23 protein-coding genes and 1 tRNA gene are annotated in these 26,970 nt (G+C 65.7%); 9 read left to right on the forward strand and 15 right to left on the reverse strand.

Annotated elements, in window-relative coordinates:
- Window positions 1-17 precede the first annotated feature (17 nt).
- From G3580_RS09375 to G3580_RS09395, 5 genes are all read left to right on the forward strand, one after another.
- Window positions 18-1,466, forward strand: a complete 1,449-nt coding sequence (locus G3580_RS09375) for a type I restriction-modification system subunit M (protein ID WP_173764996.1) — start codon at window positions 18-20, stop codon at window positions 1,464-1,466.
- Window positions 1,463-3,046 (forward strand): restriction endonuclease subunit S, encoded by a 1,584-nt coding sequence (locus tag G3580_RS09380; protein WP_173764997.1) that lies wholly within the window; start codon window positions 1,463-1,465, stop codon window positions 3,044-3,046. The genes G3580_RS09375 and G3580_RS09380 overlap by 4 nt, the downstream gene beginning before the upstream one ends.
- A gap of 36 nt (window positions 3,047-3,082) precedes the next feature.
- Complete coding sequence (locus G3580_RS09385; protein ID WP_173764998.1) at window positions 3,083-3,634, forward strand: hypothetical protein; 552 nt, start codon at window positions 3,083-3,085, stop codon at window positions 3,632-3,634.
- A 118-nt stretch (window positions 3,635-3,752) separates the two neighbouring features.
- A complete protein-coding gene (locus tag G3580_RS09390; protein WP_173764999.1) occupies window positions 3,753-4,715 on the forward strand; it encodes an NUDIX hydrolase in 963 nt (320 codons plus the stop codon).
- Between the two features lie 9 nt (window positions 4,716-4,724).
- The gene (locus G3580_RS09395) at window positions 4,725-5,078 is read left to right on the forward strand and encodes a hypothetical protein (RefSeq protein ID WP_173765000.1); all 354 of its coding nucleotides are present in this window, start codon (window positions 4,725-4,727) and stop codon (window positions 5,076-5,078) included.
- Between the two features lie 97 nt (window positions 5,079-5,175).
- Here G3580_RS09395 and G3580_RS09400 read toward each other — a convergent pair whose 3' ends face one another.
- The 3 genes from G3580_RS09400 to G3580_RS09410 form a co-directional block, all read right to left on the reverse strand.
- A complete protein-coding gene (locus G3580_RS09400; protein WP_173765001.1) occupies window positions 5,176-5,793 on the reverse strand; it encodes a hypothetical protein in 618 nt (205 codons plus the stop codon).
- Between the two features lie 24 nt (window positions 5,794-5,817).
- Window positions 5,818-6,252, reverse strand: coding sequence for a hypothetical protein (locus G3580_RS09405; protein ID WP_173765002.1), 435 nt, complete (start codon window positions 6,250-6,252; stop codon window positions 5,818-5,820).
- 965 nt (window positions 6,253-7,217) lie between these two features.
- A tRNA-Val gene (locus G3580_RS09410) sits at window positions 7,218-7,292 on the reverse strand.
- Window positions 7,293-7,401: 109 nt separating this feature from the next.
- On the opposite strand from G3580_RS09410, the gene gltX reads away from it, so the two are divergent.
- Entirely contained in the window at window positions 7,402-8,799 is a 1,398-nt protein-coding gene (gltX, locus tag G3580_RS09415; RefSeq protein WP_173765003.1) for a glutamate--tRNA ligase, read from the forward strand.
- Here gltX and G3580_RS09420 read toward each other — a convergent pair.
- The 4 genes from G3580_RS09420 to lysS are packed head-to-tail and all read right to left on the reverse strand — an operon-like array spanning window position 8,790 to window position 12,900.
- The gene (locus G3580_RS09420) at window positions 8,790-8,966 is read right to left on the reverse strand and encodes an SPOR domain-containing protein (protein ID WP_173765004.1); all 177 of its coding nucleotides are present in this window, start codon (window positions 8,964-8,966) and stop codon (window positions 8,790-8,792) included. The two genes, gltX and G3580_RS09420, sit on opposite strands and share 10 nt — an antisense overlap.
- Entirely contained in the window at window positions 8,959-10,872 is a 1,914-nt protein-coding gene (gene mnmC, locus G3580_RS09425) for a bifunctional tRNA (5-methylaminomethyl-2-thiouridine)(34)-methyltransferase MnmD/FAD-dependent 5-carboxymethylaminomethyl-2-thiouridine(34) oxidoreductase MnmC (RefSeq protein WP_173765005.1), read from the reverse strand. Before mnmC ends, G3580_RS09420 begins: the two co-directional genes overlap by 8 nt.
- A gap of 10 nt (window positions 10,873-10,882) precedes the next feature.
- Window positions 10,883-11,389, reverse strand: coding sequence for a hypothetical protein (locus G3580_RS09430; protein ID WP_173765006.1), 507 nt, complete (start codon window positions 11,387-11,389; stop codon window positions 10,883-10,885).
- Window positions 11,390-11,400: 11 nt separating this feature from the next.
- Complete coding sequence (lysS, locus tag G3580_RS09435) at window positions 11,401-12,900, reverse strand: lysine--tRNA ligase (protein ID WP_173765007.1); 1,500 nt, start codon at window positions 12,898-12,900, stop codon at window positions 11,401-11,403.
- A 165-nt stretch (window positions 12,901-13,065) separates the two neighbouring features.
- On the opposite strand from lysS, the gene G3580_RS09440 reads away from it, so the two are divergent.
- Entirely contained in the window at window positions 13,066-14,115 is a 1,050-nt protein-coding gene (locus tag G3580_RS09440; RefSeq protein ID WP_173765008.1) for a GGDEF domain-containing protein, read from the forward strand.
- Between the two features lie 3 nt (window positions 14,116-14,118).
- On the opposite strand, the gene G3580_RS09445 is transcribed toward G3580_RS09440, so the two are convergent.
- From G3580_RS09445 to pstS, 5 genes are all read right to left on the reverse strand, one after another.
- A complete protein-coding gene (locus tag G3580_RS09445; RefSeq protein ID WP_173765009.1) occupies window positions 14,119-16,911 on the reverse strand; it encodes an AAA family ATPase in 2,793 nt (930 codons plus the stop codon).
- Window positions 16,912-16,942: 31 nt separating this feature from the next.
- Window positions 16,943-17,662, reverse strand: a complete 720-nt coding sequence (locus G3580_RS09450) for a hypothetical protein (RefSeq protein WP_173765010.1) — start codon at window positions 17,660-17,662, stop codon at window positions 16,943-16,945.
- Window positions 17,663-17,681: 19 nt separating this feature from the next.
- Window positions 17,682-18,953, reverse strand: a complete 1,272-nt coding sequence (locus G3580_RS09455) for a hypothetical protein (protein ID WP_173765011.1) — start codon at window positions 18,951-18,953, stop codon at window positions 17,682-17,684.
- A gap of 14 nt (window positions 18,954-18,967) precedes the next feature.
- A protein-coding gene (gene prfB, locus G3580_RS09460; protein WP_173765012.1) for a peptide chain release factor 2 occupies window positions 18,968-20,072 on the reverse strand; the annotation gives its coding sequence in 2 pieces (ribosomal slippage) (window positions 18,968-19,990 and window positions 19,992-20,072; 1,104 coding nt in all).
- An 81-nt stretch (window positions 20,073-20,153) separates the two neighbouring features.
- The gene (gene pstS / locus G3580_RS09465) at window positions 20,154-21,215 is read right to left on the reverse strand and encodes a phosphate ABC transporter substrate-binding protein PstS (RefSeq protein ID WP_217424636.1); all 1,062 of its coding nucleotides are present in this window, start codon (window positions 21,213-21,215) and stop codon (window positions 20,154-20,156) included.
- 216 nt (window positions 21,216-21,431) lie between these two features.
- On the opposite strand from pstS, the gene G3580_RS20505 reads away from it, so the two are divergent.
- Entirely contained in the window at window positions 21,432-21,776 is a 345-nt protein-coding gene (locus tag G3580_RS20505; RefSeq protein WP_323848005.1) for a Lon-like protease helical domain-containing protein, read from the forward strand.
- On the forward strand, window positions 21,773-23,845 hold the full coding sequence (locus G3580_RS09470) for a Lon protease family protein (RefSeq protein ID WP_323848006.1): 2,073 nt from the start codon (window positions 21,773-21,775) through the stop codon (window positions 23,843-23,845). Before G3580_RS20505 ends, G3580_RS09470 begins: the two co-directional genes overlap by 4 nt.
- Window positions 23,846-23,854: 9 nt before the next feature.
- On the opposite strand, the gene G3580_RS09475 is transcribed toward G3580_RS09470, so the two are convergent.
- From G3580_RS09475 to G3580_RS09485, 3 genes are read right to left on the reverse strand one after another with little or no spacing between them, the layout of a single operon-like run.
- Entirely contained in the window at window positions 23,855-24,214 is a 360-nt protein-coding gene (locus G3580_RS09475) for a winged helix-turn-helix domain-containing protein (protein WP_173765013.1), read from the reverse strand.
- Complete coding sequence (recJ, locus tag G3580_RS09480) at window positions 24,211-25,902, reverse strand: single-stranded-DNA-specific exonuclease RecJ (RefSeq protein ID WP_173765014.1); 1,692 nt, start codon at window positions 25,900-25,902, stop codon at window positions 24,211-24,213. The genes G3580_RS09475 and recJ overlap by 4 nt, the downstream gene beginning before the upstream one ends.
- The gene (locus tag G3580_RS09485) at window positions 25,899-26,921 is read right to left on the reverse strand and encodes a hypothetical protein (protein WP_173765015.1); all 1,023 of its coding nucleotides are present in this window, start codon (window positions 26,919-26,921) and stop codon (window positions 25,899-25,901) included. The genes recJ and G3580_RS09485 overlap by 4 nt, the downstream gene beginning before the upstream one ends.
- Window positions 26,922-26,970 lie beyond the last annotated feature (49 nt).

The raw sequence follows: 26,970 nt of genomic DNA on the forward strand, positions 1-26,970 counted from the left end.
TCAAAACAACCCAATCCATGTCCATCAGCACCACCATCAAATCCATCCAGGACATCATGCGCAAGGATGTCGGCGTAGATGGCGACGCCCAGCGTATCGGCCAGTTGGTCTGGATGTTCTTCCTCAAGATCTACGACGACAAAGAGACCGAGTACGAGCTGTTCGACGACGGCTACAAGTCACCCATCCCCGAGCACCTGCGCTGGCGTCACTGGGCGGCTGATCCCGAGGGGATGACCGGCGACGAGCTGCTCGACTTCGTCAACAACCAGCTGTTCAGCACCCTCAAAGAGCTGCAGCCGACCGGCAAGGACAAGCGCGGCTTCGTGATCCGTGGCGTCTTCGAGGACGCCTACAACTACATGAAGTCCGGCCACCTGATGCGTCAGGTCATCAACAAGATTCAGGAAGGCATCGACTTCAACAAGGCGCAGGACCGCCACCTCTTCGGCGACCTGTACGAGCAGATCCTGCGCGACCTGCAGAACGCCGGCAACGCGGGCGAGTACTACACCCCGCGCCCGGTCACCCAGTTCATGGTGGACATGGTGGCCCCGCAGCTCGGCGAAAAGATCATGGACCCGGCCTGCGGTACCGGCGGCTTTCTCACCTGCGCCATCGAGCATGTGCGCAAACAGCATGTAAAGACGGTTGAGGACGAGCAACTGCTCCAGCAGTGCATCTACGGCGTCGAAAAGAAGCCGCTGCCCCACCTGCTGTGCACCACCAACATGATCCTGCACGGCATAGACGTGCCCACCAACGTGCGCCACGACAACACCCTGTCGCGACCGCTGCGCGACTATGGCCCAAAAGACCGGGTCGACGTCATCGTCACCAACCCGCCTTTCGGCGGCATGGAAGAAGACGGCATCGAGAACAACTTCCCGGCCACGTTCCGAACCCGCGAAACGGCCGACCTGTTCCTCGTGCTCATCATGCACCTGCTCAAGGACGGCGGCCGCGCGGCCGTGGTGCTGCCCGACGGTACCCTGTTCGGCGAAGGCATCAAGACCCGCATCAAGGAGCGGCTGCTCGAGACCTGCAACCTGCACACCGTCGTGCGTTTGCCCAACGGCGTGTTCAACCCCTACACCGGCATCAAGACCAACCTGCTGTTCTTTACCAAAGGCGCACCGACGGAGGAGGTGTGGTTCTACGAGCACCCGTATCCGGCCGGCTACAAGAGCTACTCCAAGACCAAGCCCATGCGGATTGAAGAGTTCGAGACCGAGAAGGCATGGTGGAGTGATCGCGTCGAAAACGAGTTCGCGTGGAAGGTCTCGGCCGACGAGATTAAAGCCCGCAACTACAACCTCGACATCAAGAACCCCCACAGCCCCGATCAGGTGAGTCACGACCCGGACGAACTGCTTGCTGACTACGCGAAGCTCCAGACGCGTATTGCCCAAACGCGCGACGAACTCAAGGCCATCCTTGCTGCCGCGCTGGAGGACCAAGCGTGAGCGTAGTGCTGAGCGAACACCTGCCGTTGCTAGCGAGCGCGCCGGACGGCATTCAGAAGCTACGCGGGCTGATTCTGGACCTGGCGGTGCGTGGGAAATTGGTTTCGCAAGACCCCGCAAGTGATCCCGAGTTCACCACCCTTGGTGCTATTGGACGATGGGCAGTTGGGAGCGGCTTTCCGAAATCAGAGCAAGGAATCAAAGGCGAGGAGATCTTGTTTGCTAAGGTGAGTGACATGAATCTGCCTGAGAACGGACGATTTATTACAACGACAAACAACACTATTTCCCGTGCAAGTGCTGCGAGGCTCCGCGTCAATGTGCATCCGGCAGGTACCGTCATATTTCCAAAGATTGGTGGAGCCATAGCCACAAATAAGCGGCGACTACTGATCCACGACACCGCGATTGACAACAATTGTCTTGGCCTTACGCCACATTCTGACGTGGTGCCTGATTGGCTGTTTGTCCTGCTTGCGTCGATCGATTTCACCAAGTATCAAGCCGGAACCTCCATACCTGCCTTGGCCCAAGGAGTCCTCGCAGAGATTCCAGTCCGGGTCCCATCGATTGTCGAACAACACCGCATCGTCGCCAAAGTCGATGAACTGATGGCCCTCTGCGACCGGCTGGAGGCGGAGCAGACGGACGCCAACGCGGCGCACGCCCAGCTTGTCGACACCCTGCTCGGCACGCTCACCCAAAGCGCCGACGCCACCGAACTGGCCGCCAACTGGCAACGCCTCGCCAGCCACTTCGACACCCTCTTCACCACCGAAGCCGCCATCGACGCCCTCAAGCAGACGGTGCTGCAGCTGGCCGTCATGGGCAAGCTCGTGCCGCAAGATCCGAAGGATGAGCCTGCGAGCGCGCTTTTCGACCGGATTGAGAAGGAGCGGGTGAGGTTGGTCGCTGAGGGGCGGATCAAGCAATCCAAGCCGGTTCCGCCAGTAGCGGAATGTAAGCGGCCCTTCCGCGAACCTGACGGATGGATATGGACGAGATGGGTAGAAGTCGCTCAGAAAATTGGAGATATCGATCACAAGATGCCGGAGACTGTTGAGGACGGCATACCTTACGTATCTCCGCGTGACTTCTATCCAGACAACCGGATTGACTTCGCAGGCGCAAAGAAGGTGTCTCGCGATGACTTCGTGAAGTTGTCGGCGAAGATTCGTCCCGAACTGGGAGATATCATTTACCCGCGATACGGGACTATTGGTGAAAACCGCCTGGTTGTCGACGATATTGAATTTTTGGCGTCATATTCTTGCTGTGTCATCAAGACGATGATCGGGTTTGTGTCTGAAAAATATCAGTTCTACTTCTCTATTTCTCAGGTCTGTCGAGACCAAGCTCGGGCAGCCGAGAATAAGACGACTCAGGCAAACGTGGGGATTAAGAGTATCCAATTGTTTGCATTTCCACTTCCCCCTCTTGCTGAACAGCACCGCATCGTCGCCAAAGTCGATGAGCTGATGGCTCTCTGCGACCGCCTCAAGGCCGATCTGAGCGAATCCAGAGAGCAAGAAGCCCGATTGGCCACCAGCCTCATCGACGCCGCCCTGATGGCTGCCTGAGCGGCTCTAAAGGTTTTAAGGACGCCACGCGCACAAATGCCCAAGCAGTACAAACTCGACTTGCCCAAGGCGGCCCTGTCGCCCGCCAAGAAGACGCAGGCCTCCCAGAAGCTCACTCGGCTTCAGGCCCTGTCCAACCTGCGCTTGATCCAGAAGGATATGGCCAAGGGTAATGTGTCCAACGACGAGGCCGGCGTGCCTCGAACCGCGTTCGTGACGCGCCAGTCGCGGGCCGAGTACCTCGACATCGCCATCAGCGACATTCTGGCCGGCGTGGACGCCACAGAGGCGCTCTGCCTCGGCAAGCGTAAGGGACAGGCCAAGAAGGAGGAGCGCGACATCGTCATCGCCATGGTCGTCGATCAACTCCATGCGGTGGGGTACTCGATCGAAGAGGCAATCGGCGAGGCCGCGAGGCAACTGAACCTGCCCGAGGACACCGTCAAGACCAGCCGCAAGAAGGGGCAGAAGATCGCCGCCTTCATCGCGCGGATTCAGGCGCAGACCGACGCCTCCGGTCAGCGGCCCTACGAACCGCTGATCCGCCTGTTGCAGGGCAGCTACCTGACCGGGGCAGACGACGCATAGGTCAAGGTGAAGTAATCCGCCATAGCTCGCCTGGATCGTCCAGTCAGCAGCGCATACAGTGCGCTCCAGACCTCGGCCACATTCACGGCTGAGTCACAAGAACAGGAGATCAAGCGCGATGCCGCACTACCACCCAAAGAAGAATGAACAGGGCAAGCCAGTCGAGCTGGAACACCCGAGCCAGCCGACGCCGCCAGCCACATGGCAAGACCCGGCCGCAATCGCCACCGTGGCCCCCGAAGGCGCGATGCCCGACTCCATCAATGGCATTGCGCTGCGTGCCTGGGCAGATGCTCCGACAACCGCAGACGGCTGGGAGCAGCTAGCCGCCGCCACCCGCTTCGACGAACCCGACTTTAACGCCAAGAAATCGCCAGCCTCGGGCGTGGTGATCGTCGAACCCGATGGCCGCATCTGGATAGTCTCCCCATCCAACCAGTTCGGCGGCTACATCAACACCTTTCCGAAAGGAAAACAGGGCAGTGAAAAGCTGTCATTGAAGGCGACCGCGCTCAAGGAGGCGTTCGAAGAATCTGGCCTGCAAGTCGAACTCATCGCCCACCTCTGCGACGTCGAGCGCACCACCTCAACAACCCGCTACTACCTCGCCCGCCGCATCGCCGGCAACCCCTCAGAAATGGGATGGGAGAGCCAGGCGGTGCATCTGGTGCCTCGGGATCACCTGGCCGCATTCGTGAGCCACACGAACGATCTGGCGGTCCTGGAGGCGCTTGATCGCAAGCTGCCGACTCGCCCGATGGAAGCTGACATCGTCAGGGCCGGTGCGTTGGCCGCCGGGTTTCGGATTCTGGCGACGGTCAATGGTTTTCGCCGCCAGTTTGGCTCGTGGCCGACTCAGCTACGGATTTACCGCATGACTGCCGAGGGGATCAAGCGTGACATCCTGACGGACACCGGGTGGCTCATGCTCGAAGCCAAGATGAGGATCGCTCTGATGGAGGAGGCCTCTCTCTTCGCACACGGCGATGAGCGCCAGTTCGAGTACGACGGGGTTCACGATCTGCCGACGGATGGCGAGCGTGCCGACCGGTGGATCTGGAAAACCGACTTTTCGCTCTGAGGTGCCGAGATGTGGATCTTTCTCAAGAACAGCTTCCTGAGCATCGTCCAGAAACCCGACGACATCGACACGCTGACCGTACGCGCCCGCATCAAGGGCGATATTGAAGCGGTGTTCCCCGAGGCGAAGGTATCGGAGGGTGAGGGCACCGACTACCGGTTTAGAGCCAGGATTCCGCGCGAGATAGTCGCCAAGGCGATGCAGGAACAGGTGATGACCTTAACGGCCTCGAACTTCAAGGCGTCCGTTTCGGAGCGCCATAGGCACGATGCCTACATGGGGGTGTGGAGCGTGATGTACGATTTTCAGGAGGGATATGAGGCTGGTCGATCAGGCCAACTGAATGGGTCTTCACACGGTTGATAATGGGCGCTGATGCCATGACCGCCGTCTTTACATCTCGCCTTGGCGATTGGCGTGGACCTGCACAGGGCGTGGCTTGAGTTGCTCATGTATCCAGTTACGAGGCCGTCTCCGTTCCGAACAACTCATCGAGAAGTTTTCGCCCGAGGGCAACCATCTCTTTCCGTTCATTGAGATCGTTGGTTGCTGTCTCAGGTTGGAACTCCCAATCGTCGGGAAATTCCAGGCCGCTCGCATACGACAGCTGAATCAGCTGCGCAAACTTATCGCTATTGTTCAGGTTCGTGTACGCGTAGCATCCGGTCGCGAGTTTCGAATAGTGCGCGGTATTGCATTGGTGCTTCGAGTCGTTCGGAAAGAGGTCGTTAGGGCGCCTCGCAAATCGGTAACCCCCTCGACGTTTTCCGCCGCGTTGGTGCAGTGATAGGTATCGATCCAATGCATCGTCTCTGGACGACAAGAACGCCTGGGCGAGCCAGAGGTAGGCGTCTTTGCCACTGGCGAACGTTCTCGTGTCGTGCCGAAAGCGCACAGTCGTCGGAATTGAGCTACCACCGCGTTTGCTCGCTTTAGGAAATCTCGAATCGAGAATTCCGCGCGCGATGGCAGCGCACTCGGTTTCACCCTTCTCGAGTGCGTTCCGGTACATTGATTCGATCTCGGCCTGTGTTCGGTGCGGATCGCTGGCGATGGTTTCGAATCGCGATTGGTCCATGGTCGTGGTCTCCTGATTATTGAGTTACAGGCTATCGGGGTCGATTGCGTCTGCTCGGCAATCATCTGCGAGGCGCCATTCACTATCGGCCGGCCTCTTGATCCAGAGATCTCGCCAAGCGTTGCGACTGCTACCGGCAATCTTGTTTGCCATGGCTGCCGGCGAAATCGGTTCCCCTTCGAAGTGAATGTCATCACCTTCGACCTTGGCATATGAATAGGCGCCCTTGTACTGCATCCTGATCTCTGTGCCTTCGGGCAAGAAGAGGGTCTTCCACTGGTAACCGCGAGCGGAACTGACTCTCAGTAGTTCAGGCTTCCAGCTTGCGTTGTCTATCCAGTAGTGGATTGCATTAGTCACCACATGGACCGGGTCGCTTGTGTCGCCTTGACTCCTTAGAAAGTCCACCAAGTCAATGAAAAGTTCGGTCGGCACGGGAACGGATATCTTCGAATTCATACTTGTATCTCCTCAAATGTGCTTGTGCGATCCCAATATAAGGCCGCAATTTTTACCGGTCAAGTAAATTTAAGGAAAAAAACGTAGATTAAAGATCTTGGTATAGGCGGTAGGTGAAGCGTGGGCGGCACGAGACGAGGGCGACTCAAGGTATTCGGAAGGGAGATGAGGTCGATCCGACAAGTTTCCGTACGAGAGCCAGAGCTAGTGCTCTTCGTGCGATGGCCGGCTAAAAGTTATCCACTGGGTCGCGGAAGACCAGCGACGAAATAGGAGGGCTTGGATCGCTCGTAAATGGAGGCTTGGAGATGTATTTTTTCAGGGCGCAATAACCCTAACCCGTCCTTTGCACACCATAGAAGGATGGCTTGCTGGACACCTTTACCAGACCCACTGGGCACCACGCGCAGCGAACTGCACGCTGCGAACGATGACCTATCGGCGGTGCACGCCGTTGCCCGACCGTTCATCGAAACCAGCAGCATGGTTACCACCGATCCGTTATAGCCTTTCGGCTGCCGTCGTCGCGTACTACTTGTGCTTTGGCCCTAAGGCCGGTCTGTATATCCGTTTCCGGGGCGCGGGTCACGCCGGTCGTTGCTCGGGTATTTGTCTACACCCTTGGGCATCCCGCATATTCGTCGCTGCGGGCAACGTCCTGTCTCGCCGTGTCACGGTCAAGTGAGTGCGGAGAATCAACATTCATTCGACCGGTTCAGCTTGCTGTCACGACTTTCGCGTGTGGGTGGCTTGTCCTCATGCTCAGTAGCAAGCGCTCAGTCACAGGCCCTTTGAGGCTGATGGCGACGACCAAGGTCCCTCGCCCCTGAAGGCGAGGGCGCCGTGAGGATGTTTTCACATGTTTTTCACATGATCCTATGCGATGACCAAATTGCCTTAATGGGCAGCGCAAACAAAAAACCCGCAGAGCTAGTAGCCATGCGGGTTTCAGTCTTTCTCGCAAGTGGTGGGCGGTACTGGGATCGAACCAGTGACCCCTGCCGTGTGAAGGCAGTGCTCTACCGCTGAGCTAACCGCCCACTCGAGAAGAGCGCGCATTGTAGGCGTGGACGCCGCCGGCGTCAAGGGGGGCGGGCGGCGCAATTGGCGTAGAATACGCGCTCGTTTTTCGTGCCGGATTTTCGCACCATGACTGCAGCCGTTCGTACCCGTTTTGCACCGAGCCCGACAGGCTATCTTCACATCGGCGGTGCCCGCACCGCGCTGTTCGCCTGGGCGTTTGCGCGCCACTACGGCGGGCAGTTCATCCTCCGCATCGAGGACACGGACGTCGAGCGTTCGACGCCGGAGGCGGTGCAGGCCATCCTCGACGGCATGAACTGGCTGGGGCTCACCTGCGACGAGGGGCCGTTCTACCAGATGCAGCGGATGGACCGGTATCGGGAGGCGGTTGCCGAGCTGCTCGATAAGGGGCTGGCCTATCGCTGCTATGCGACGCCCGAAGAACTCGACGCCATGCGCGAAGCGCAGCGGGCGCGTGGCGAGAAGCCGCGCTACGACGGGCGCTGGCGCCCCGAGCCCGACAAGACCCTGCCGGAACCGCCAGCTGGAGTCGAGCCGGTGATCCGCTTCCGCAATCCGGTGGGCGGCTCGGTGGTGTGGGACGATCTGGTCAAGGGGCGGATCGAGATCGCCAACGCGGAGCTCGACGATCTCATCATCGCGCGCACCGACGGCACGCCGACCTACAATTTCTGCGTCGTGGTCGATGACTGGGACATGGGCATCACCCACGTCATCCGCGGCGACGACCATGTGAACAACACCCCGCGCCAGATCAACATCCTGCGCGCCCTGGGCGCCGAGGTGCCGGCCTATGCGCACCTGTCGATGATCCTCGGCGACGACGGCACCAAGCTCTCCAAGCGCCACGGCGCGGTGAGCGTGATGCAGTACCACGAGGACGGCTACCTGCCCGAGGCGGTCATCAACTATCTCGCGCGCCTGGGCTGGAGCCACGGGGACGACGAGGTGTTCTCCCGCGACAAGTTCGTCAAGTGGTTCGACCTGAGCAACATCACTCCCTCGGCCGCCCAGTTCAATACCGAGAAGCTCAACTGGCTCAACGGTCTGTACATCAAGGCGAGCGCCGACGACGTGCTGGCGGCGGATGTCTCCAGCCGGCTGGCGCGCCGCCAGGTGGACCCGGAAAGCGGCCCGCCGCTCGACGCGTTGATGGGGCTCTACAAGGATCGCGTCAGCACGCTTAACGAGCTGGCCGACGCGGTCGAGGCCTTCTACATCGATGTCCATCCGGCGCAGGAGCTGCTCGACCAGCACCTGACCGATACCGCGCGCTCGGCCCTGCACGACCTGTGCGTGCGCCTGCAGACGGTCGACTGGACGCGGGAGGCACTGGGTGGGGCCATCAAGGAGATCATGAAGGCCCACGGCCTCAAGATGCCTCAGGTGGCGATTCCGCTGCGGGTGCTGCTCGTTGGCCAGCCGCAGACGCCCTCGATCGATGCCGTGCTCGAGGCCATGGGCCGGGAGCGGGTGATCGGGCGGGTGACGCGTTATCTCTGATCCGGTTGGGCCGGGACGGGCTCGATCCAGTACCGCTGTTTGTGCCCCCCCGCTTCGAGCGCGCCGCGTGCGCGCTCGGCGCTTGTCCGGTCGGGGTATTCGCCGACCTCGAACACATTGCCGTTGTCGTCCTGGCGCATCAGGCGCCAGCGGGCGGCGTCAGTCATCCTTGCCCAGCAGGCTGCGACGCGCGCGGCGGATGAGGAAACGGGCCGGGTCGATCGCCTCGCGCAGGTCGCGCTCGAGCGGCTGCGGATCGCCGTTCAGTTCGGCGGCGAGCTGATCGGCCACCGCACTCGACCACACCAGACCACGGGCGCCGAAACCCGACATGGCATACAGACCCGGGTGTCGTTCGACCGCGTCGAGCCGGGCGTCCGACGCATACTCGCCGGGGCGCGGAATGGCACCGACCATGGGAAGACGATCCGGTGATGCCGGGCGGAAGCCGACGCGTCCGGCGCCGTGCGTGTCCGGCACCGTTTCGGCATAGCCCGGCAGAATGAAGTCGAGCTTGGCGAGGTTGTCCGCGTGGTCCGCGGCGCGCAGCGCCGTATCCTCATCATCCACCGTGAAGGTGGCGCCGGCGCAACGTTGCCCGTCGATGGCGGGGGTGACGTAGCCGAGGCGGCACACCACGGTGTTGGGCGGTGCGGCGTCGGTCGCGGGGATGTGGCTGACCTGTCCGCGCGCACTGCGCACCGGGAGCGGCGAGGCCTGCGCGATGCTGCGGATGCCGACCCCGTTGGCGAGGATGACCACGGGCGCCTCACCCACGAGCGTGCCACCTGCGTCCCGCAGGCACCAGCCGTCCGTCGTGCGTTCGAGCGTGTCCACGGCGGTATCGAAGCGGGTACGGATGGCCGGATGGACGAGATTGGCGACGCACAGGCTGGGCGGATTGACCCACGCGCCGCGCGGAAACCACCATCCGCCCAGGGCCACCGGCCAGCCGCAGATCCGGCCGGCTTCGTCGGCGTCGACGAAGCGCAGGAAATCGGCGGGCGGACGGTGCGCTTCGACGACCTCCCGTTGCCGCCGCTCATGGACCGGGTCGCGGGCCAGGTGCAGCACCCCCGTGGCGCCCCAGCGTGCCGGGTGATCGGTGCCATCGAGCGCTTCGAGATGCTGCCGACCGGCGAGGGCGCCGGCGCGGGTCAGCCGCGCCAGCCGGTTGTCGTCGAGGCTGGGCAGCGGTCGCAGCACGCCGGCCAGGTTGCCCGAGGCGCCCATGGCCGGGCCGGGCGCGGCGTCCATCACTTCGATCTTCCAGCCGAGCCGGGCGAGCCGGTTGGCAATGCTCGTGCCCGCCAGCCCGGCGCCGAGCACGATGGCGCGGCGGTCGGTCGGCTGGGTGGCGCCGGTGGCGGCGCCGGTGTAGCGGCCTTGCAGCATCTCGCGCTTGCCGGCGTAGCCGGGCGTCTTTTCGGTCTCGAAGCGGGCATAGGCGAGGTGCCGGCGCACCTGCCCGGAGACGGACCAGGTGGCCAGGGTCGCGTCCGGCGCGGCCAGGGCCGCGAGCTGGTGGCAGACGCGCTCCGACCACAACTCGGGGTTGCGCGCCGGTGAGAAGCCGTCCAGGTAGAACGCGTCGGCACGTGCCTCGATGCGGCCGAGGCCGTCGAGGGCGTCGCCGAAATACAGGGTCAGGACCACCCGGTCGTCGTCCAGCCAGAGCCGGTGCAGGCCCGGCGTGAGGCTCGGCCAGCGGGTGCACAGGGCCGTGGAGAGCTCGGCCAGCTCGGGGATGGCCGCGTGGGCGCGGCGCAGGTCCTCGGCGCGGAAGGGGTGCTTCTCGAAGGAAACGAAATGGAGCCGTTCGCAACGCTGCGCATCGGCCCGCCACGCCGCCCAGGTGGCGAGGAAGTTCAGGCCGAGGCCGAATCCGGTCTCGACGATGACGAAGCGCTCGCGCCCTTGCCAGCGCCGGGGCAGGGCGTTGCCGCCGAGGAACACATGGCGGGCCTGGCCGAGGGCGCCGGCCTGGGCGTGATACACATCACCGAAGGGCGCCGACCACGGTGTGCCGTCGTCGGCGAATTCGAGGACGGCCGGGGTGAGCGTCTCGTACATGATGACGACCCTAGTGCAGGGTCGGCGAGGCGTCCGGTTCGACCACGGTCGGCTCCGGCAAGGCCAGCGCTGCCAGATCCAGGTCCCAGTCGGCCTGCTCCACGGTAGCCTGGATCATGGCGCACAGGGCCTCGAGCAGGTCGCGATCGCAGTCGAAGCTGACCTGTCGGCCACGGATCTCACCCAGCATGATCCGGCAGGCGGGCCCGTCGATCGGCTGCAGCCGGCTTTCCATGGCCAATACCGGGTCGGTGCCGAGCGGGTGACTCAGGTCGTCCTCGTCGAAGGGTTCGCTGAAACTGCCCGCGCCGAGCGTGGCCTGAAGCGTCTCCTCGGTCTCGGTACCCGACTCGGCGGCCAGATGGCCCTCGAGCATGCGCTGCAGGAACGGCCACAACACCTTGATGAGACGGCGGGTGAGCGCGACGGCGATCTCGTCGCGCTCGGCGGTCGCGATGCGCAGCATCAGGCGATCCTCCCGAGCGTCGAAGTTGACCTGCAGTTGCTTGATCTGCATGCGGCTCCGGCTTACTCCGGACGCATCTGCGGAAACAGGATCACGTCGCGGATGGCGGGGCTGTCGGTCAGCAGCATTACCAGGCGGTCGATGCCGATCCCGCAGCCACCGGTCGGCGGCATGCCGTACTCGAGCGCGCGGATGTAGTCGGCGTCGTAGTACATGGCCTCGTCGTCGCCGGCCTCCTTGGCCTCGACCTGCGCCTGAAAGCGGGCGGCCTGGTCTTCCGGATCGTTCAGCTCGGAGAAGCCGTTGGCGATCTCGCGGCCGACGATGAACAGTTCGAAGCGTTCGGTGATCTCCGGGTCGGTGTCCGAAGCGCGGGCCAGCGGGCTGACTTCCACCGGATAGTCGATGATGAAGGTCGGTTCCCACAGTTCGGCTTCGGCGCAGGCTTCGAACAGCTGCAGCTGCAGGCTGCCCAGACCGCCCGGCTTCACGTCTTCGCCGAAATCCTTGATCTTCTGCTTGAGCCATTCGGCATCGGCCAGCTGTGCCTCGGAAAATCCCGGGTGATGCTGGCGGATCGCCTGCACGATGGTGAGCCGATGGAAGGGCTTGGACAGGTCCAGCGTGCGGCCCTGGTATTCGAACACCTCGGTGCCCAGCGCCTCGCGCGCGGCGTGGCGGATCAGCCCTTCGGTGAAGTCCATGAGGGTATGGTAGTTCGCGTAGGCCTCGTAGAACTCCATCATCGTGAATTCTGGGTTGTGGCGCGGCGAGAGCCCCTCGTTGCGGAAGTTGCGATTGACCTCGAAAACCTTTTCGAAACCGCCCACCACCAGGCGTTTGAGATACAGCTCGGGCGCGATGCGCAGGAACAGGTCCATATCCAGCGCATTGTGGTGGGTCATGAAGGGCTTGGCCGCGGCACCGCCGGGGATGGGGTGCATCATCGGCGTCTCGACCTCGAGGAAGCCGGCGTGATTCATGTAGTTGCGGATCGACTGCACCATGCGCGAACGGGCCACGAAGGTGAAGCGCGTCTCCTCGTTCATGATCAGATCGAGATAACGCTGGCGGTACTTGGTCTCCTGGTCGGTGAGACCATGGAATTTCTCCGGCAGCGGGCGCAGGTTCTTCGACAGCAGGCGGATCTCGGTGCAATTGACCGTCAGCTCACCGGTCTTGGTCTTGAACAGCGTACCGACCGCGCCGACGATGTCACCGATGTCCCAGTGCTTGAACTCGCCATGGACCTCTTCGCCGACGCCCTGGTTGCTTACGTACAGCTGAATCCGGCCGGAGAGATCCTGGATGGTGGTGAAACTGGCCTTGCCCATGACGCGCTTGAGCATGATGCGACCGGCGACGCGCACCTCGACGGGGGTCGCCTCGAGTTCCTCGCGGCTCTTGTCGCCATAGAACTCGTCAAGTTTGCCGGCGGTGTTCTCGCGGGAAAAATCGTTGGGGTAGGCCTTGCCTGCAGCGCGCCAGGCGCGCAGTTTTTCGCGGCGTTCCGCAATCAGGTGGTTCTCGTCCTGGACGGGGGCGTTGGTGTTTTCGGACATGTAGTGCTCGTTCGTGAATTGACCGACAGTCGCGCGCCCGCATCGGCAGGCGTCTCGCAAGCGCGTAATTTTCGCATAACCCGCGTCCGAGGGCGAAAAAGGCTTCATATTCCGGTCGATTGGTCGTAAAACTCAAAAGGGAGGGGACTGACAGCTTTCATGGGAATGGACACGACAAAGATCTTTCTTGATCTGCTGCATGGTGCCGAACGTCTGTCGGCCCAGCGCGAGAAGGAAGATCTGTTTCGTACACTCGGCAGTTGCGTGCGCGATGCCCTGGGGGCATCGTCGGTGCTGCTCTATGCGGTGCGGCCGGCCATCGGGGGCATGGAGTTGCATCTGGTCGGCTGGTGCGTCGCCGACATGGACGGCGGCAGCTGGCAGGACATGAGCTCAAGCGGGCACCTGCCGGCGGATCCGTTTCTGGACGACGCCATCAACGCGAAGACCCCTTGGTACCGCACCTCCGTGGGAGACGAGGACCGCATCGCCGTGCCCGTGAGCAGTGGCGACCGGGTCGCCTGGCTCATCGAGCTACGGATCGCCAAATCGCCCAGCATCAAGGTGCTGCAGGGGCTGGTGGCCCTGGTGAGGACCTTCGAACACCTCATGGCACAGTGGGAATACGCCAATCTCGACACCCTCACCGGGCTGCTCAACCGCAAGACTTTCGACGAACAGTTCGATCGCCTGCTCGCGCTGGCCGAGCGCAACCGTGCCTGGTCGTCGGAACGTCGCAAGCCCGAGCTCAAGCAGCCGTGCTGGCTCGCGATCGTCGACATCGATCATTTCAAGAGCATCAACGACACCTATGGCCACCTGTTCGGCGACGAGGTGCTGATCCTGCTCGCCAAGTGCATGCGCGAGACCTTCCGCGTCGAGGACACCCTGTTCCGTTTCGGTGGCGAGGAATTCGTGGTGATGCTGCGCCATGTGCCGGAAGACGCGGTGGTCGCGATCTTCGAACGTTTCCGCGAAACCGTCGAGACCCATGACTTTCCGCAGGTGGAGCGCGTGACCTGTTCCATCGGCTTCGCCTGCGTGGACGACCGGCTCACCCCCGCCGAACTGCTCGGCCGCGCCGACGAGGCACTCTATTACGCCAAGGAGCACGGTCGTAACCGGGTGTGCAGCTTCGATCAGCTGGTCATGATCGGCGAACTCAAGATCGTGCCGCGCACCACCGCTCAGCAGGACGCCGACATCTTCTTCTGATTCTCAGTCGATCTGCCGCTGCAGCACGCCGATGGGCGGTGCCCAGTCGGTGGCGGGCGGCTTCTTGCGCGTGACCAGGGTCAGCTGCGCCGGCGCGAACACGTTCGCGTTGTGGGTCACCGGCGTGGTGATCAGATACTGGGCACGGGTGGCGCGCAGGAAGGTGCCGACCCGGTCGATGTTGGCCACGTCCAGGTGGGCGAAGGGCTCGTCGATGAACACGAAACCGCCCGGGCGGGCCTCGTCCATGAGCAGCGCGATGAGCAGGATCAGCGACTTCATCACCTGCTGCCCGCCCGAGGCCTCCCCGTCGTTGAGGCCGACCGCACCCTTGCGGTCGAAATCGAAACGCACCTCCAGCCCGGCACGGGCCAGCGCCGTATCGTCGTTGTCGAGCACCGGGGCCGGGCAATCCACCCCCACGTTGGCCAGTTCGCCCAGGGCGCGCAGGTTCTTGCCGTACTGGCGTACGGTGGCGCGCAGCTTGGCGATGTAGGCGGCGCGGGCTTCGTCCGAATGCCGGCGTGCGGTCGCGCAATAGCCCTGGCGGGTCAGGTAGTCGCGCTCGCGATGGTCGAGATCGTCGAGCAGGCGGTCGCGCAGGGTCAGCACCGCCGGGTCGACGACCCAGTCGCCCCCGTCCAGGCGCTGACGCAGGCGCTCGGCCTCGGCGCGGGCGCCGCGGGCGTCGCCGTAGCGCTCGATCAGCGCGTCGATGTCGTCGCCGCGCTTCCAGGCCGCCGGCATGCCGCGCCGCAGTCGGCGCAGGCGCACCACTCGGCCGGCCTGGGCCTGGCGGCGTGGCGCCTGGTCTGCGGTGAGTTCGGCCAGGCGTTGTTCATGGGTCGCCAGTTCGCGCTGGCGGCGTTCGAGTTCGATCTGGATGCCGCTGAGGCGCTCGCCGAGGGCGTCGAGCTCGCCCTGCAGGTCGGCGCGCGCTTCGATGGCCTCGGTGAGCGCCTGCTTCGCGGCGGGCAGGGCGGCCTCGGCGTCGGCGAATGCCTCCGCCCGGGCGGCCAGCTGCGGCGCCGCGCTCAGACCCAGCAACTGGGCGCGCAGGCCGTTGAGGCGCTCCCGCAGGGCGTCCATCTGCGGTCGCAGGGGCGAGAGCGCCTTGTCCAGCTCACCGACCTCGGTCTCGAGCTGGGCGATGCGCGACTGCCGTGCCAGCTCACCGAAGTGGAACTCGCGCGGGCGCCCCAGATGGCGCGCGCCGCGGCGCTCGCGGTGATAGCCGTCGCGGGTGATCCACTCGGCCTCGCGCGGCAGGGTGCTGCCCTCGGCGGCGTCCTCGACACGCTGGATGCGGTTCAGCAGATCCGGCAGCCAGCGCGGTGCGGCGCCGGCAAAGCGCACGACTTCCGCCAGCGACCCGTCGACCGCCGGCGGCGGTGGTTCGCAGTCGGCGACGACGAAATGCCGGAAGCGCTCGCGTTCGCCCAGCGCCCAGGCCTGATGTCGGTCGGCAGCGCGTTCGAGCAGCAACACATGCCGATAGGGGCGCAGCACCGCCTCGATGGCGGCCTGCCATTTCACGTCCGTGACCTCGACGATCTCCGACAGGGCCCGATGGGCGATGCCCTCGGCCTCGAGCAGATCGCGAAAGGCGCGCACCTCCGGGTCGGTCGGGGCGCCGCGGCGCTCGCGCGCGGTGGTGAGCGCGTCCTTGGCAGTCTCGAAGCGGGCGATCAGTTCGCGCTCGCGGGCGCGCAAGCCGGCCAGATCGGCTTCGGCCTGTTCATGCTCGGCCTCGATGCGCACCGCGTCCTGACCATCCTCGCGGGCGAGCAGCTCGCGCAGGCGGTCGCGTTCGGCCAGTACCCGCTCCAGGTCGCGGACCCGGTCATGAGCAGCCAGATGCGCTTTTTCCACTTCCAGGAATCGACTGCGGGCACGGGCACGGGCAGTGTCTTCATGGGCGCGTTCGGCCTCCACCTGAATGATCCGCTGGCGCGCCTCGGCCACGCCGCGCTGGCGCTCGCGGCGCTCGCTGTCGAGGCTGCGCAGGGCCGTGCGCTCAGCGCCGATGTCGCGACGCAGCTCATGGGCTTCGAGGCGGGGCACGATCTCCGCGTCCAGTGCCGACACCTCGTCGTTGAGCTGCTTCCATTCGAGGAAGCGATCGGCTTCGAGGCGCTTGGCCTCCGCCTGGGCGCGCAGCCGGTCCAGATCGACACCGAGGCTGTCGAGTTCGCGCTCCGCGTTCTGCTGTTCCTCGCGGGCGATGTCGTAGTTGTCGAGCACCTCCTTGTCGCCGAACACGTCGAAGACGAGTTCCAGCAAGGCCTTGGGGGAGTACTCGCACAGCTTGTCGGTGTCGCCCTGTTCCAGCGCCAGCACCTTGGAGATGGCCGGGGTCAGGCCACCGGCCGCCAGGCGGCTCTGGTAGTCGCGCAGGCCGAGCCAGTCGTTGTCCTGCTCCAGCGCCTCGATGGGCACGTCGCCGTCCACGATGGTGTAGTCGCGGGTCCATTCGCCGCCGCCCTTGCGGATGCGGCAGGCGAGCGTGACCACATCGTCCAGGCAGGGGAAGAAGGGCCGGCGGCCGGTGGCGCCGGGCTGGTTGTCCACGGTCGCGCGGATCCAGGCGAAGCTGCGGTCGGCGCGGCGCACATAGCGGCGAAAGTCGCGCTTGCCGGAGCAGCGCAGGGCGAACAGGGTGCGCAGGGCGTCGAGCAGGGTGGTCTTGCCCGAGCCGTTGGGGCCGACGATGGTGATGATCTGGGCGTCCAGCGGCAGGGTGAAGCGGCGCCAGTAATCCCAGTGGACCAGTTCGATCTGTTTGATGTGGAACATCGTGGGGTGTCTTTCTCGTGTCCGGGGGGCCTCAGAAGGCCCCTTCGTCGTCGGCGATGTCGTCCTGCGCGAGGTCTTCCGCCTCGGCCTTGGCGAAGGCGTCCTCCTCGGGCAGCGGATGGCCGGCCTCGGCGAGCACCTCGGCCAGGGTGCCGTGGATGATGCGGTCGGCCATGAGGCGGTAGTCGAGCGCCACGTCGAGCAGCGGGCCTTCGAGGATCATGTTGTTGCGCCGCTCGATGAAGCCGAGGCGGGCGAGCTTGCCGAGCATGAAGTTGCGCACCTTGGTCTTGCCGCCCAGGCGTGGACCGAAGTCGGCGATCAGCGAGGCTTCCGAGACGCCGGCCGACACCTCGGCTCCATGGGCCACCGGCTGCTCGCTGGCGAACAGCTCTTCCTGGCCTTCGTTGGCGAGGTTCTGGCGGGTCACCTGACGCTCGCGCTTGGGCAGGATGATGAGCGCCCAGAGCACGACCAGCAGCGCAATCTCGTCGCGCGTCAGGCCCATGTTGCTCGACTGGTATTCACGCCCGGCACCGAAGGTCGGCTCCAGGGCCTCGGGGGTCAGGCCGACGGCCACATGGGCGGCGTAGGGGTTGTCGAGCAGATGCAGGCCAACCCCCGCGAGGCGGCTTTCGAGCTCGGCGCGAAAGGTCTCGTCGATGAGCGCGCGGCGCACCATCGGGTCCTTGCGCGGCAGCCAGCGCTGGGCGACGAGGCGGGCGGTGAGGGCGCGGATTTCGTGTTCCATGGGTCGGGCTCGGCTGCGGTCAATCGTGGGATGGCGACGGGCGCGGGCGCACTTCGCCGCGGCTCATGCGGGCGATCTCGTCGCTGCCGACGTCGACGAGGGTGTCGTCGAAATGCACGTCCATCGGGATCTGCAGGAACTGGCCGACGGGGCCGTCCTCCGAGGCGCCGCGGGTATCGGCGAGCATGGCCAGCAACGACAGTCGATAGGCGGCCTGATGAAAACCGCCCCCGGCGATCAGTGCGTGCAGCGGCGCCGCCTCGTCGAGGGCCGCGAGACGACTGGTGAAGTGGGTGAGCAGGCGCAGATCTTCCTCTTCCGGCCGGTCGGCGGGCGGCGCCGTGTCGGGTGGCGGCATCTCGGCCTGGGCCGCGCCATTGCGCTCGATGTCGCACAAGGCGACCTCGGCCCGGTCGAGCAGTTCGTGACCGCCGGCGAGCAGACGCAGATCGGGGGTGTCGGTGATCGCCCCGAGCGCCATGGCCACCAGGGCGTCGGCGTCCTGACGGCGCAGCCAGGCGCCCACGTCGCTCGAGGACACCCCCGAGCTGCCCAGGGTCACCCGCTGGGTCTCGATCTTGTTGAGCGCGCGCTGGAAGGCGGCGTCCACCCGCGCCAGACGCGACTGCGCCAGACCGATACGCTGGGCAATGCGGGCGACGTCGAACGAGGCGTCCGGGTCGGCCAGCAGCTGGCGCAGGATCTCGGTGCCGCGGTCGAGCCACTTGCCGTTGGCCGACAGGCGCTGGCGCGATTCGACGATGCGGAACTCGGAGCCCGAGGCGATCGCATCCTCGAAATGCAGGCTCAGGTCGTTGAGTTTGGAGAGCAGATGCCCCAGGGCCTCGGCATTGACGCTGCCGGTGGCCTGCAGGCCCGCCAGCTGGGCGGTGAGGAAGCCCAGTTCGGCATCTTCCGCGTCGTCGAAACGCAGCAGCATGCCGAGCGCGGCGACGGCGTTGCGGCCGGGGTCGGACAGGTGATAGTGGCCGTCGTCGCCGAAGCGCAGCAGATCGTGCTCGCGCAGACGCTTGAGCACGGTCTCGAGCTTGACCGCATCGAGATAGGCGAAGCGCCGGCGCAGGGCGTCGGGCGACCAGCGCGGGCTGTCGGCGTCATGCCCGATCTCGCGCAGCACGAGCAGGCGCAGCAGCACCTCGGCCTCGCTGCCGCGGAACAGGGAGATGAAGGTACCGACCACCGGCCGGGCCGCCGCCAGTGCCGTCAGTTCCGGCACGTCGTCGGCGGCATAGCCCGGCGCGAGGTAGTCGGCGAAATCCTGCTCGGTCATGGCCAACGGGGCGATCAGACGCCCTGTTTCAGGCTGGCTTCGATGAAGCCGTCCAGATCGCCGTCGAGCACCGCCTGGGTATTACCGACCTCGTGGCTGGTGCGCAGATCCTTGATGCGCGACTGGTCGAGCACGTAGGAGCGGATCTGGTGGCCCCAGCCGATGTCGCTCTTGGCGTCTTCGAGCGCCTGCTGCTCGCTCTGGCGCTTGCGCAGTTCCAGCTCGTAGAGGCGGGCCTTGAGCATCTTCCAGGCCTCGTCGCGGTTGCGGTGCTGGGAGCGGTCGTTCTGGCACTGCACGACGATACCGGTCGGGGTGTGCGTCAGGCGCACCGCCGAGTCGGTCTTGTTGATGTGCTGGCCACCGGCGCCGGAGGCGCGGTAGGTGTCGGTGCGCACGTCGGCCGGGTTGACGTCGATCTCGATCGAATCGTCCACCTCGGGGTAGATGAACACCGAGCAGAAGCTCGTGTGGCGCCGGGCGTTGGAGTCGAACGGCGACTTGCGCACCAGGCGGTGGATGCCGGTCTCGGTGCGCAGGAAGCCGTAGGCGTACTCGCCTTCCACCTTGATGGTGGCGCTCTTGATGCCGGCCACTTCGCCCTCGGATTCCTCCAGCAGTTCGGTGGAGAAGCCCTTGCGCTCGCAGTAGCGCAGGTACATGCGCTCGAGCATGCCGGCCCAGTCCTGCGCCTCGGTGCCGCCGGCCCCGGCCTGGATCTCGATGAAGCAGGCGTTCTCGTCCATCGGGTTGGCGAACATGCGGCGGAACTCGAGCTCGCCGACGAGTTGCTGGAGCCCGCCCATGTCGGTCTCGATGGATTCGAGGGTGTCCTCGTCGTCTTCCGACTCGGCCATCTCGAACAGTTCGAGCAGGTCCTTCGACTGCTGGTCCACCTCGTCCAGCGTCAGGACGACGCCTTCGAGCTGCTTCTTCTCCTTGCCGAGTTCCTGGGCGCGCGCGGCGTCGTTCCAGACCTCGGGGTCCTCAAGGGCGATATTGACTTCTTCGAGCTTCGATGCCTTGGCATCGTAGTCAAAGATACCTCCGTAGTTCCTGCCCGCGACGCTTGAGGTCACGCAGGGTGTCGGCGATGTCGTTGATGCGTTCTGCGTCCATGAGGCTCTCCCGGGTCTGTTTTCGCGAAACCGTCGATTATAGCCTGTGCCGAGCGCGTGACGGCACCCCCACCGGGCGCTGTTACTGCGCCAGCGCACCGAAGGCCAGCGGGGTGCCCTCGGCGTCGGTCACCTGCGCCAGCGCACGGTAGGCCTTGGCCTGAACGGCATCCGGCAGGCGGACGAAGTGCGCCGTCGCGGCCAGCTCGTCGCCGTGCATGAACGACCAGGTGAAGAAGCGCACCAGCGCGGCGCCCTGCGCCGGATCGGCCACGCGGCGCGGCAGCAGCACGAAGGTGCCCATGGTGATGGGCCAGCTGTCCGCCCCCGGCTGCTCGGTCAGCGTGGTGCCGAACTCGCCACGGCTTTGCCACGGGCTGGCGGCGAGCGCGGCGCGGAAGCTGCCCAGATCGGCCGCCACGAAGCGCCCGTCGCGGTTCTTCATGCGCACCGCGGCGAGGTGATGTTTGAGCACGTAGGTGTAGTCCACGTACCCGAGCGCGCCGGCGCTCGCCTGCACCGCCGCGACCACGCCGCTGGAGCCCTTGGCGGGGACGCTGCCGGACGCCCAGTCGATGCGTTTGCCGACGCCGAAGCGCTCGCGCCACGCGTCGCTGACCTTGGCCAGATAGTCGGTGAAGTTGTAGGTGGTGCCCGAGCCGTCGCCCCGCACCACCAGCGTCACCGGCAGGTCGGGGAGGGCGAGTCCCGGGTTCAGGCGGGCGATGGCCGGATCGTTCCAGCGCGTGATCTCGCGCATGTAGAGCCGTGCCAGCACGGGCCCGTCGAGGCGCAGCGCGCCGGCGACCGCCGCGGGGAGGTTCACCACCGGCACCGCGCCGGTGACCACCGTCGGCAGCAGCACCAGGTCGTTGTCGCGCAGCGTGGCTTCGTCCGGAGCCACGTCGCTGGCGCCGAAGCCCACGTCGCGGGCGATGATCCGCTTCAGCCCGGCCGACGAGCCCACCGGCGCATAGTCAAGCCCGATGTGGCTCTGCGCGGCGAAGCGATCGCCCCAGGTTTGATAGACCAGACTGGCCGCCGACGATCCGGCGCCGGTGATGGTGCCGGACTGGGCGCAGGCGAGTGCGGGCAGCCACAGGAGGGCGAGCGCGGCGTGGCGCATGATGCGATGCAGGAACATCTCGAAACAACCCGTTACGTTTGTTGGGGAGCGCCATGATAGCGATGTTTCATCGTCGCGATGTTGCACCGCCACAGACGTCCATGATGGACGGTCGGAAGGGCGCGCCCATCGGTCGTTGCCCCGGCGCCCAAGGTGCCAAAGCGTCCCCGACTTGGCAGGGATGCACGGCGGGCCGACAATGCGACGTTGATCATGACACCGCCCCAACCATCCATGCGCCCACTCGACCCTGCCACGCTGCGTCACCGCTGCTCCCTCGACACCGTCGCCGTCAGCGACTCCCGCGAGCTGACGCGGGCGCAGGGGGCGCCAGGCCAGGCGCGGGCGGCCGAGGCGCTGGCGTTCGGCCTCAACATGTCGCATCCCGGCTACCACGTCTTCGTCATGGGCGCGCCGGGCAGCGGCCGCCACGCCGCGGTACGGCGCCTGTTGGCGCAGACGGCCAGCCGGTGCGAGGTGCCGCCCGACCTGTGCTACGTGCACAACTTCACCGATCCGCTCAAGCCGCGCCTGCTGCAGCTGCCCGCCGGCCTGGGGGGGCGCTCAGCCGCGACATGAGCGGTCTGATGCGGGCCATCGGGGCAGCGGTCGAGGCCGCACTCGACGCCGACACCCATCAGAGCCGTGTCGAATCGCTCGAAGCGAATCACAAGCAGCGCGAGGATACGGCGCTGCGAGAACTCGGCCAGGCCTGCGAGGCCGACGGCCTGTCCTTGCTGCGTACCCCGGAAGGCTTCGTGTTCGCGCCCATCCAGGACGGCGAGCCGATGACGCCGGAAGCCTTCGAGGCGCTGCCCGAGTCGGAGCGCGACGCGATCTCGAAGACGGTCGACGGCTACACCGACCGGCTGCAGGACCTGCTCGACGCGTTCCCGCAGTGGCGGACGCAGCTGCAGGCGGCCATCGACCGGGCGGTGCGCGAGGCGCTCACCCCCGCCATCGGCAACCTGCTCGCGCCGCTGCTGAACCGCTACGCGGATCATGGCGCCATCGTCGACTTCCTTCATGCGGTCCAGGAGGATCTGCTCGACAGCGGCGAGAACTGGGTGGATTCGGACGACAGCGAGGGCGGCGGCGAAGACGATGAGTTCACCCTGCGCTATCACCGCTACCGGGTGAATGTGCTGGTGGATAACGCCGGCATCGAGGGTGCCCCGATCATCACCGAGGAGAATCCCGGTTTCGGTCATCTCATCGGGCGCATCGAATACGTGGCCCGCATGGGCACCATGGTGACCAATTTCAACCTTATCCGTGCCGGTGCCCTGCACCGGGCCAATGGCGGCTACCTGGTCGTCGACGCCAATCGCCTGTTCGCGCAACCGTACGCCTGGGAGGGGCTCAAGCGGGCGCTGCGTGCCCGACGCATCCGCATCGAGCCGCCCGCCGAGGCGCAGGGATGGAGCAATCCGCTCACCCTCGACCCCGAGGCGGTGCCCTGCGATCTCAAGGTGGTGTTGATCGGCGACCGGGAGAGCTACTACCTGCTCGAGGAGTTCGATTCGGATTTTCCCGAACTCTTCAAGGTGGTGGCCGACTTCGACGAGGACATGCCGCGCACCGCCGAGAACGAACAGCATTTTCTCGGGCTCATGGCCACCCTGGCGGATCACGCGCGCCTGATGCCGCTCGATGCGCCGGCGCTGGCAGCGATGGTCGAACATGGCGCGCGTCTGGCCGAAGACGCCCACAAGCTTTCGCTGCAGACCCGGCAGCTGGCCGATCTGCTGCGCGAAGCCGACTACATCGCCCGCGGAGCCGGTGCCGAGCGTATCGGCGCCAGCGACATCGCGGCGGCGCTCGCCGCCCGACGCCGGCGCCATGACCGCTATGCGGTCGAGGTGCTCGAATCGATGCTCGACGGCACCGTGCTCATCGCCACCGAGGGCGCCGATACGGGTCAGATCAACGGCCTGGTGGTGGTCGAGCTGGCCGGCGAACGCTTCGGCCATCCGATGCGCATCAGCGCGACCGCGCGGGTCGGCGAGGGCGACGTGGTGGACATCGAGCGCGAGACTGATCTGGGCGGAGCGATCCACTCCAAGGGGGTGTTCATTCTTTCGGCGTTCCTGGCCGCGCGCTTCGCCCGCCACCAGCCGCTGTCACTGACCGCCAGCCTGGTGTTCGAGCAGTCCTATGCGCCGGTCGAAGGCGATTCGGCCTCGCTGGCCGAACTGTGCGCCTTGCTCTCGGCGCTGGCGGACGTGCCGATTCTGCAGCAGTTCGGCGTCACCGGCTCGATCAACCAGTTCGGCAAGGTGCAAGCCATCGGCGGGGTGAACGAGAAGATCGAAGGCTTCTACGACCTGTGCGCCGCCCGCGGCCTGACGGGCACCCAGGGGGTGGTCATCCCGCGTGCCAATGTGCGCCATCTGATGCTGCGCGAGGATGTGGTGAGCGCGGCGGCCGAGGGGCGGTTCCACATCCATGCGGTCGAGACCGTGGATGACGCCATGAGCGTGCTCACCGGCCAGCCGGCGGGCGAACCGGACGCCAAGGGCATCATCCCGGCCGGCTCCATCAACGACCGGGTCGCAAAGACCCTGGCGCGCATGTCGAGCACCCGCCATGGCGATTCGGGCGAACCGCGCAAGAAGCTGCACGGCCAGAACCGGGTGCGGCGCTAGGGGCTGGGGCTACTCGGCCGGCCGCTCGCGCAGCATGGGGCGCACGGCCTCGAAACCGGAGAGCAGGGCGCGACGGGCCTCCTGCTCCATCTCGCGGAAGATCGCCAGCACGGTCTTGCCTTGCTCGGTGACCTGGGCGCCCCCGCCATGGCGCCCGCCGCTGGCGGTGAGCACGAGCGGCTGGGTGAAGCACCGGTTCATGTCGTCCACCAGGCGCCACGCCCGTGCATAGGACATTCCCATGTTCCGCGCCGCGGCGGAGATCGAGCCGTTCTGGGCGATGGATTCGAGCAGGGAGATCTTGCCCGGGCCGAGGGCGATGGTGTCCTCGACGAGCACCCGGATCGTGAGTTTGAGCCGTTGGGTCATGCCGGTTCGAAGTGTTCGAGCATCAGTTGCACGCTGGAGACGCCATTGTATTCGTTGACCGCCAGGCGGTAGGCGGCCCGCACCGTGGCCGGTGCCGGTTCGGGGTGGTTGAAGAAGATCGCCTCGAAGCGGGCGTTGCCCTTGCGCAACGCGAGCTTCAGGTGACGCTCCTTGAGCAGGCGCTGATTGTCCACGGTGAACACGTCGTCGAACACCGGCGCGGGAAAACCCTGGCCCCAGATGGCGCCTTCGAGCTGGCGGGCCATCTCCAGCGTCATATAGCCGGATTCGAGGGCGCCGTCGGTTTCGATACGCCGGGTGAGGGCGGCCGGATCGATCAGGGCGGTGACCACGGCCTCGAAAGTGGCGCGGAAGCGCTCGAAATCCTCTGCCATGATGGTGAGTCCCGCCGCCATCGCATGGCCGCCGAACTTGAGGATCAGCCCCGGCGCCTGCTTGCTGACCAGATCGAGCGCATCGCGCAGGTGCAGCCCCGCAATCGAGCGGCCCGAGCCTTTGAGCTGGCCGTCGTCACCGGGCGCGAAGGCGATGACCGGGCGGTGGAAACGCTCCTTGATGCGGCCGGCGACGATGCCGATCACGCCCTGGTGCCAGTCCGCTTCGAACAGGCAGATGCTCGATTGCTCGCCGGGCTCGAAGGCATCCAGGGTCATCAGCGCGTCGGCCTGCATGTCGGCCTCGATGGCGCGACGCTCGCGGTTGAGGCGATCGAGCTCCTGGGCGATGTTCAGCGCCCGGCCCATGTCGTCGGTGACCAGGCACTCGATGCCCAGATGCATGTCGGCGAGGCGGCCGGCGGCGTTGAGGCGCGGGCCAAGGCCGAAGCCCATGTCGAAAGTGCTGGCCCGCGACGGATCGCGCCCGGCCGCCGCGAACAGGGCCTGGATGCCCGGGCACATGCGCCCGGCGCGCATGCGCGCGAGGCCCTGGGAGACGAGGATGCGGTTGTTGTGATCCAGCGGCACCACGTCGGCCACCGTGCCCAGCGCCACCAGATCGAGCAGATTGGCCAGGTTGGGCCCCTTGCCGTCGGCGAAGGCGCCGCGCTCGCGCAACTCGGCGCGCAGTGCGAGCAGGGTGTAGAACATGACCCCGACCCCGGCCAGCGCCTTGCTCGGAAAATCGCAGCCGGGCTGGTTCGGATTGACGATCACATCGGCCTCGGGGAGCGTGTCGCCGGGCAGGTGATGGTCGGTCACCAGGGTACTGATGCCGAGCATCTGCGCCGCCGCCACCCCCTCGACACTGGCGATGCCGTTGTCCACCGTGATGATGAGCTCCGGCGCGCGCTCGGCGGCCAGTTCGACGATGGCCGGGGTGAGGCCGTAGCCATATTCGAAGCGGTTGGGCACCAGGTAGTCCACCGTGGCGCCCATGGCCCGCAGGCCGCGGATGCCCACCGCGCAGGCGGTGGCGCCGTCGCAGTCGTAGTCGGCGACGATCAGCATGCGCGCGTCCGCCTCGATGGCGTCGGCGAGCAGCACGGCGGCTTCGGCCGCGCCGGTGAGCCGGTCGGGCGCAATCAGGCCGGCCAGGGTGTCGTCCAGATCGCTGGCGCGGCGGATGCCACGGGCGGCGTAGATGCGGGCGAGCGCGGGATGCAGGCCTTCGTCGGCAAGCCGGCGCACCAGATTGGCGTCGATCTTGCGGGGCTCGATACGGGTCATAGTTGCTGCAGGATGGTGAAAGCTTCGAGGGACTCGACTTTACGCCAGAACTGGAGCAGCCGGTTGGGGGTCAGGGTCAGGACGCGGCTGCCGCGTTCGTCGGGAATCGACAGGGTGAGGCTGCGCACCCGTCGGGCGCGCAGTTGCGCCAGCACGGGGGCGAACCAGTCCTGCTCGAGCTGTTCCAGGGCGCTTTGCCAGCGGCCGACATCCAGATAGCGGCTCGGCCCCAGCAGGGTATCGAGTTCCACCAGGGCGCTGTCCGCGTCCCCGAGGGCATCGAAACGCTCGGGCTCCACGGCCTCACAGCCGGCGGCGCGCGCCAGGCCCCGGCCGAGGGGCGAGCGGGTGAGCAGGCGGGTGGCGGGTGGGGTCAGCAAGCCGGGCAGGGCGCCGTAGCCCCAGAACCAGACGTTGTTCACCGGGCGCAGGCCACGCGCCTCGCGTGCGGCGTTGACCGGGTGATTGTGCAGGTACACCTGGATCTCGTTGGCGCTGCGATGCCAGCGTGTCGCATCCGGGCCCTCGGGCATGAAGAACGCCACCGGCCGGCTGGTCACGTCGCCCAGGGGCGCGAAGCGCACCTCGGTGTCGCGGCACGGATACAGATACCAGCGCGTCGGGGTCGCGGCCTCGAAACGGCCGATGTCGGCAAAGGTGTCGTTGAGGCCGGCCACCAGGGCGTCGGCTTCTTCCGGGCGGATATCGAGATCGGTGGCATCGGCCAGCAACAGGTGGTCGCGGGCGAAATGCAGATGGGTCGGGTCGGCGCACAGCATGGGGTCGGTCACCCGCAGGCCGTCGTCCTCGCCGAGCCGGCGCAGCGCCGCGTCCGCCTCGGTATCGGCCGCCACCCCGAACAGCGCGCGCAACATGGCCTCCGGCGTGGCCGCGTCGGTCCGCAGGCACTGGGCGCGACCGAGCAGCGTGGTCAGGGCGGGCACGCGCAGCGTGTCGGCGAAACCACGGGCCTGTTCGTTCGGCCACAGCAGGCCGGGGATGACGAGGTGGAGGTTCATGTCGGCGGGGTTGGGGTGTTTCGGCGCAGTTTAGCACCGCGCCCGACGC

The sequence above is a fragment of the Nitrogeniibacter mangrovi genome (assembly GCF_010983895.1).
In the GTDB taxonomy this organism is placed as follows: domain Bacteria; phylum Pseudomonadota; class Gammaproteobacteria; order Burkholderiales; family Rhodocyclaceae; genus Nitrogeniibacter; species Nitrogeniibacter mangrovi.

Excerpts from the sequence above, each read along its gene's own strand:
- G3580_RS09375 (WP_173764996.1), top strand. The coding sequence starts at position 18 with ATGTCCATCAGCACCACCATCAAATCCATCCAGGACATCATGCGCAAG.
- G3580_RS09385 (WP_173764998.1), top strand. The coding sequence starts at position 3,083 with ATGCCCAAGCAGTACAAACTCGACTTGCCCAAGGCGGCCCTGTCGCCC.
- G3580_RS09390 (WP_173764999.1), top strand. The coding sequence starts at position 3,753 with ATGCCGCACTACCACCCAAAGAAGAATGAACAGGGCAAGCCAGTCGAG.
- G3580_RS09395 (WP_173765000.1), top strand. The coding sequence starts at position 4,725 with ATGTGGATCTTTCTCAAGAACAGCTTCCTGAGCATCGTCCAGAAACCC.
- G3580_RS09400 (WP_173765001.1), bottom strand. The coding sequence starts at position 5,793 with ATGGACCAATCGCGATTCGAAACCATCGCCAGCGATCCGCACCGAACA.
- G3580_RS09405 (WP_173765002.1), bottom strand. The coding sequence starts at position 6,252 with ATGAATTCGAAGATATCCGTTCCCGTGCCGACCGAACTTTTCATTGAC.
- gltX (WP_173765003.1), top strand. The coding sequence starts at position 7,402 with ATGACTGCAGCCGTTCGTACCCGTTTTGCACCGAGCCCGACAGGCTAT.
- G3580_RS09420 (WP_173765004.1), bottom strand. The coding sequence starts at position 8,966 with ATGACTGACGCCGCCCGCTGGCGCCTGATGCGCCAGGACGACAACGGC.
- mnmC (WP_173765005.1), bottom strand. The coding sequence starts at position 10,872 with ATGTACGAGACGCTCACCCCGGCCGTCCTCGAATTCGCCGACGACGGC.
- G3580_RS09430 (WP_173765006.1), bottom strand. The coding sequence starts at position 11,389 with ATGCAGATCAAGCAACTGCAGGTCAACTTCGACGCTCGGGAGGATCGC.
- lysS (WP_173765007.1), bottom strand. The coding sequence starts at position 12,900 with ATGTCCGAAAACACCAACGCCCCCGTCCAGGACGAGAACCACCTGATT.
- G3580_RS09440 (WP_173765008.1), top strand. The coding sequence starts at position 13,066 with ATGGACACGACAAAGATCTTTCTTGATCTGCTGCATGGTGCCGAACGT.
- G3580_RS09445 (WP_173765009.1), bottom strand. The coding sequence starts at position 16,911 with ATGTTCCACATCAAACAGATCGAACTGGTCCACTGGGATTACTGGCGC.
- G3580_RS09450 (WP_173765010.1), bottom strand. The coding sequence starts at position 17,662 with ATGGAACACGAAATCCGCGCCCTCACCGCCCGCCTCGTCGCCCAGCGC.
- G3580_RS09455 (WP_173765011.1), bottom strand. The coding sequence starts at position 18,953 with ATGACCGAGCAGGATTTCGCCGACTACCTCGCGCCGGGCTATGCCGCC.
- pstS (WP_217424636.1), bottom strand. The coding sequence starts at position 21,215 with ATGTTCCTGCATCGCATCATGCGCCACGCCGCGCTCGCCCTCCTGTGG.
- G3580_RS20505 (WP_323848005.1), top strand. The coding sequence starts at position 21,432 with ATGCGCCCACTCGACCCTGCCACGCTGCGTCACCGCTGCTCCCTCGAC.
- G3580_RS09470 (WP_323848006.1), top strand. The coding sequence starts at position 21,773 with ATGAGCGGTCTGATGCGGGCCATCGGGGCAGCGGTCGAGGCCGCACTC.
- G3580_RS09475 (WP_173765013.1), bottom strand. The coding sequence starts at position 24,214 with ATGACCCAACGGCTCAAACTCACGATCCGGGTGCTCGTCGAGGACACC.
- recJ (WP_173765014.1), bottom strand. The coding sequence starts at position 25,902 with ATGACCCGTATCGAGCCCCGCAAGATCGACGCCAATCTGGTGCGCCGG.
- G3580_RS09485 (WP_173765015.1), bottom strand. The coding sequence starts at position 26,921 with ATGAACCTCCACCTCGTCATCCCCGGCCTGCTGTGGCCGAACGAACAG.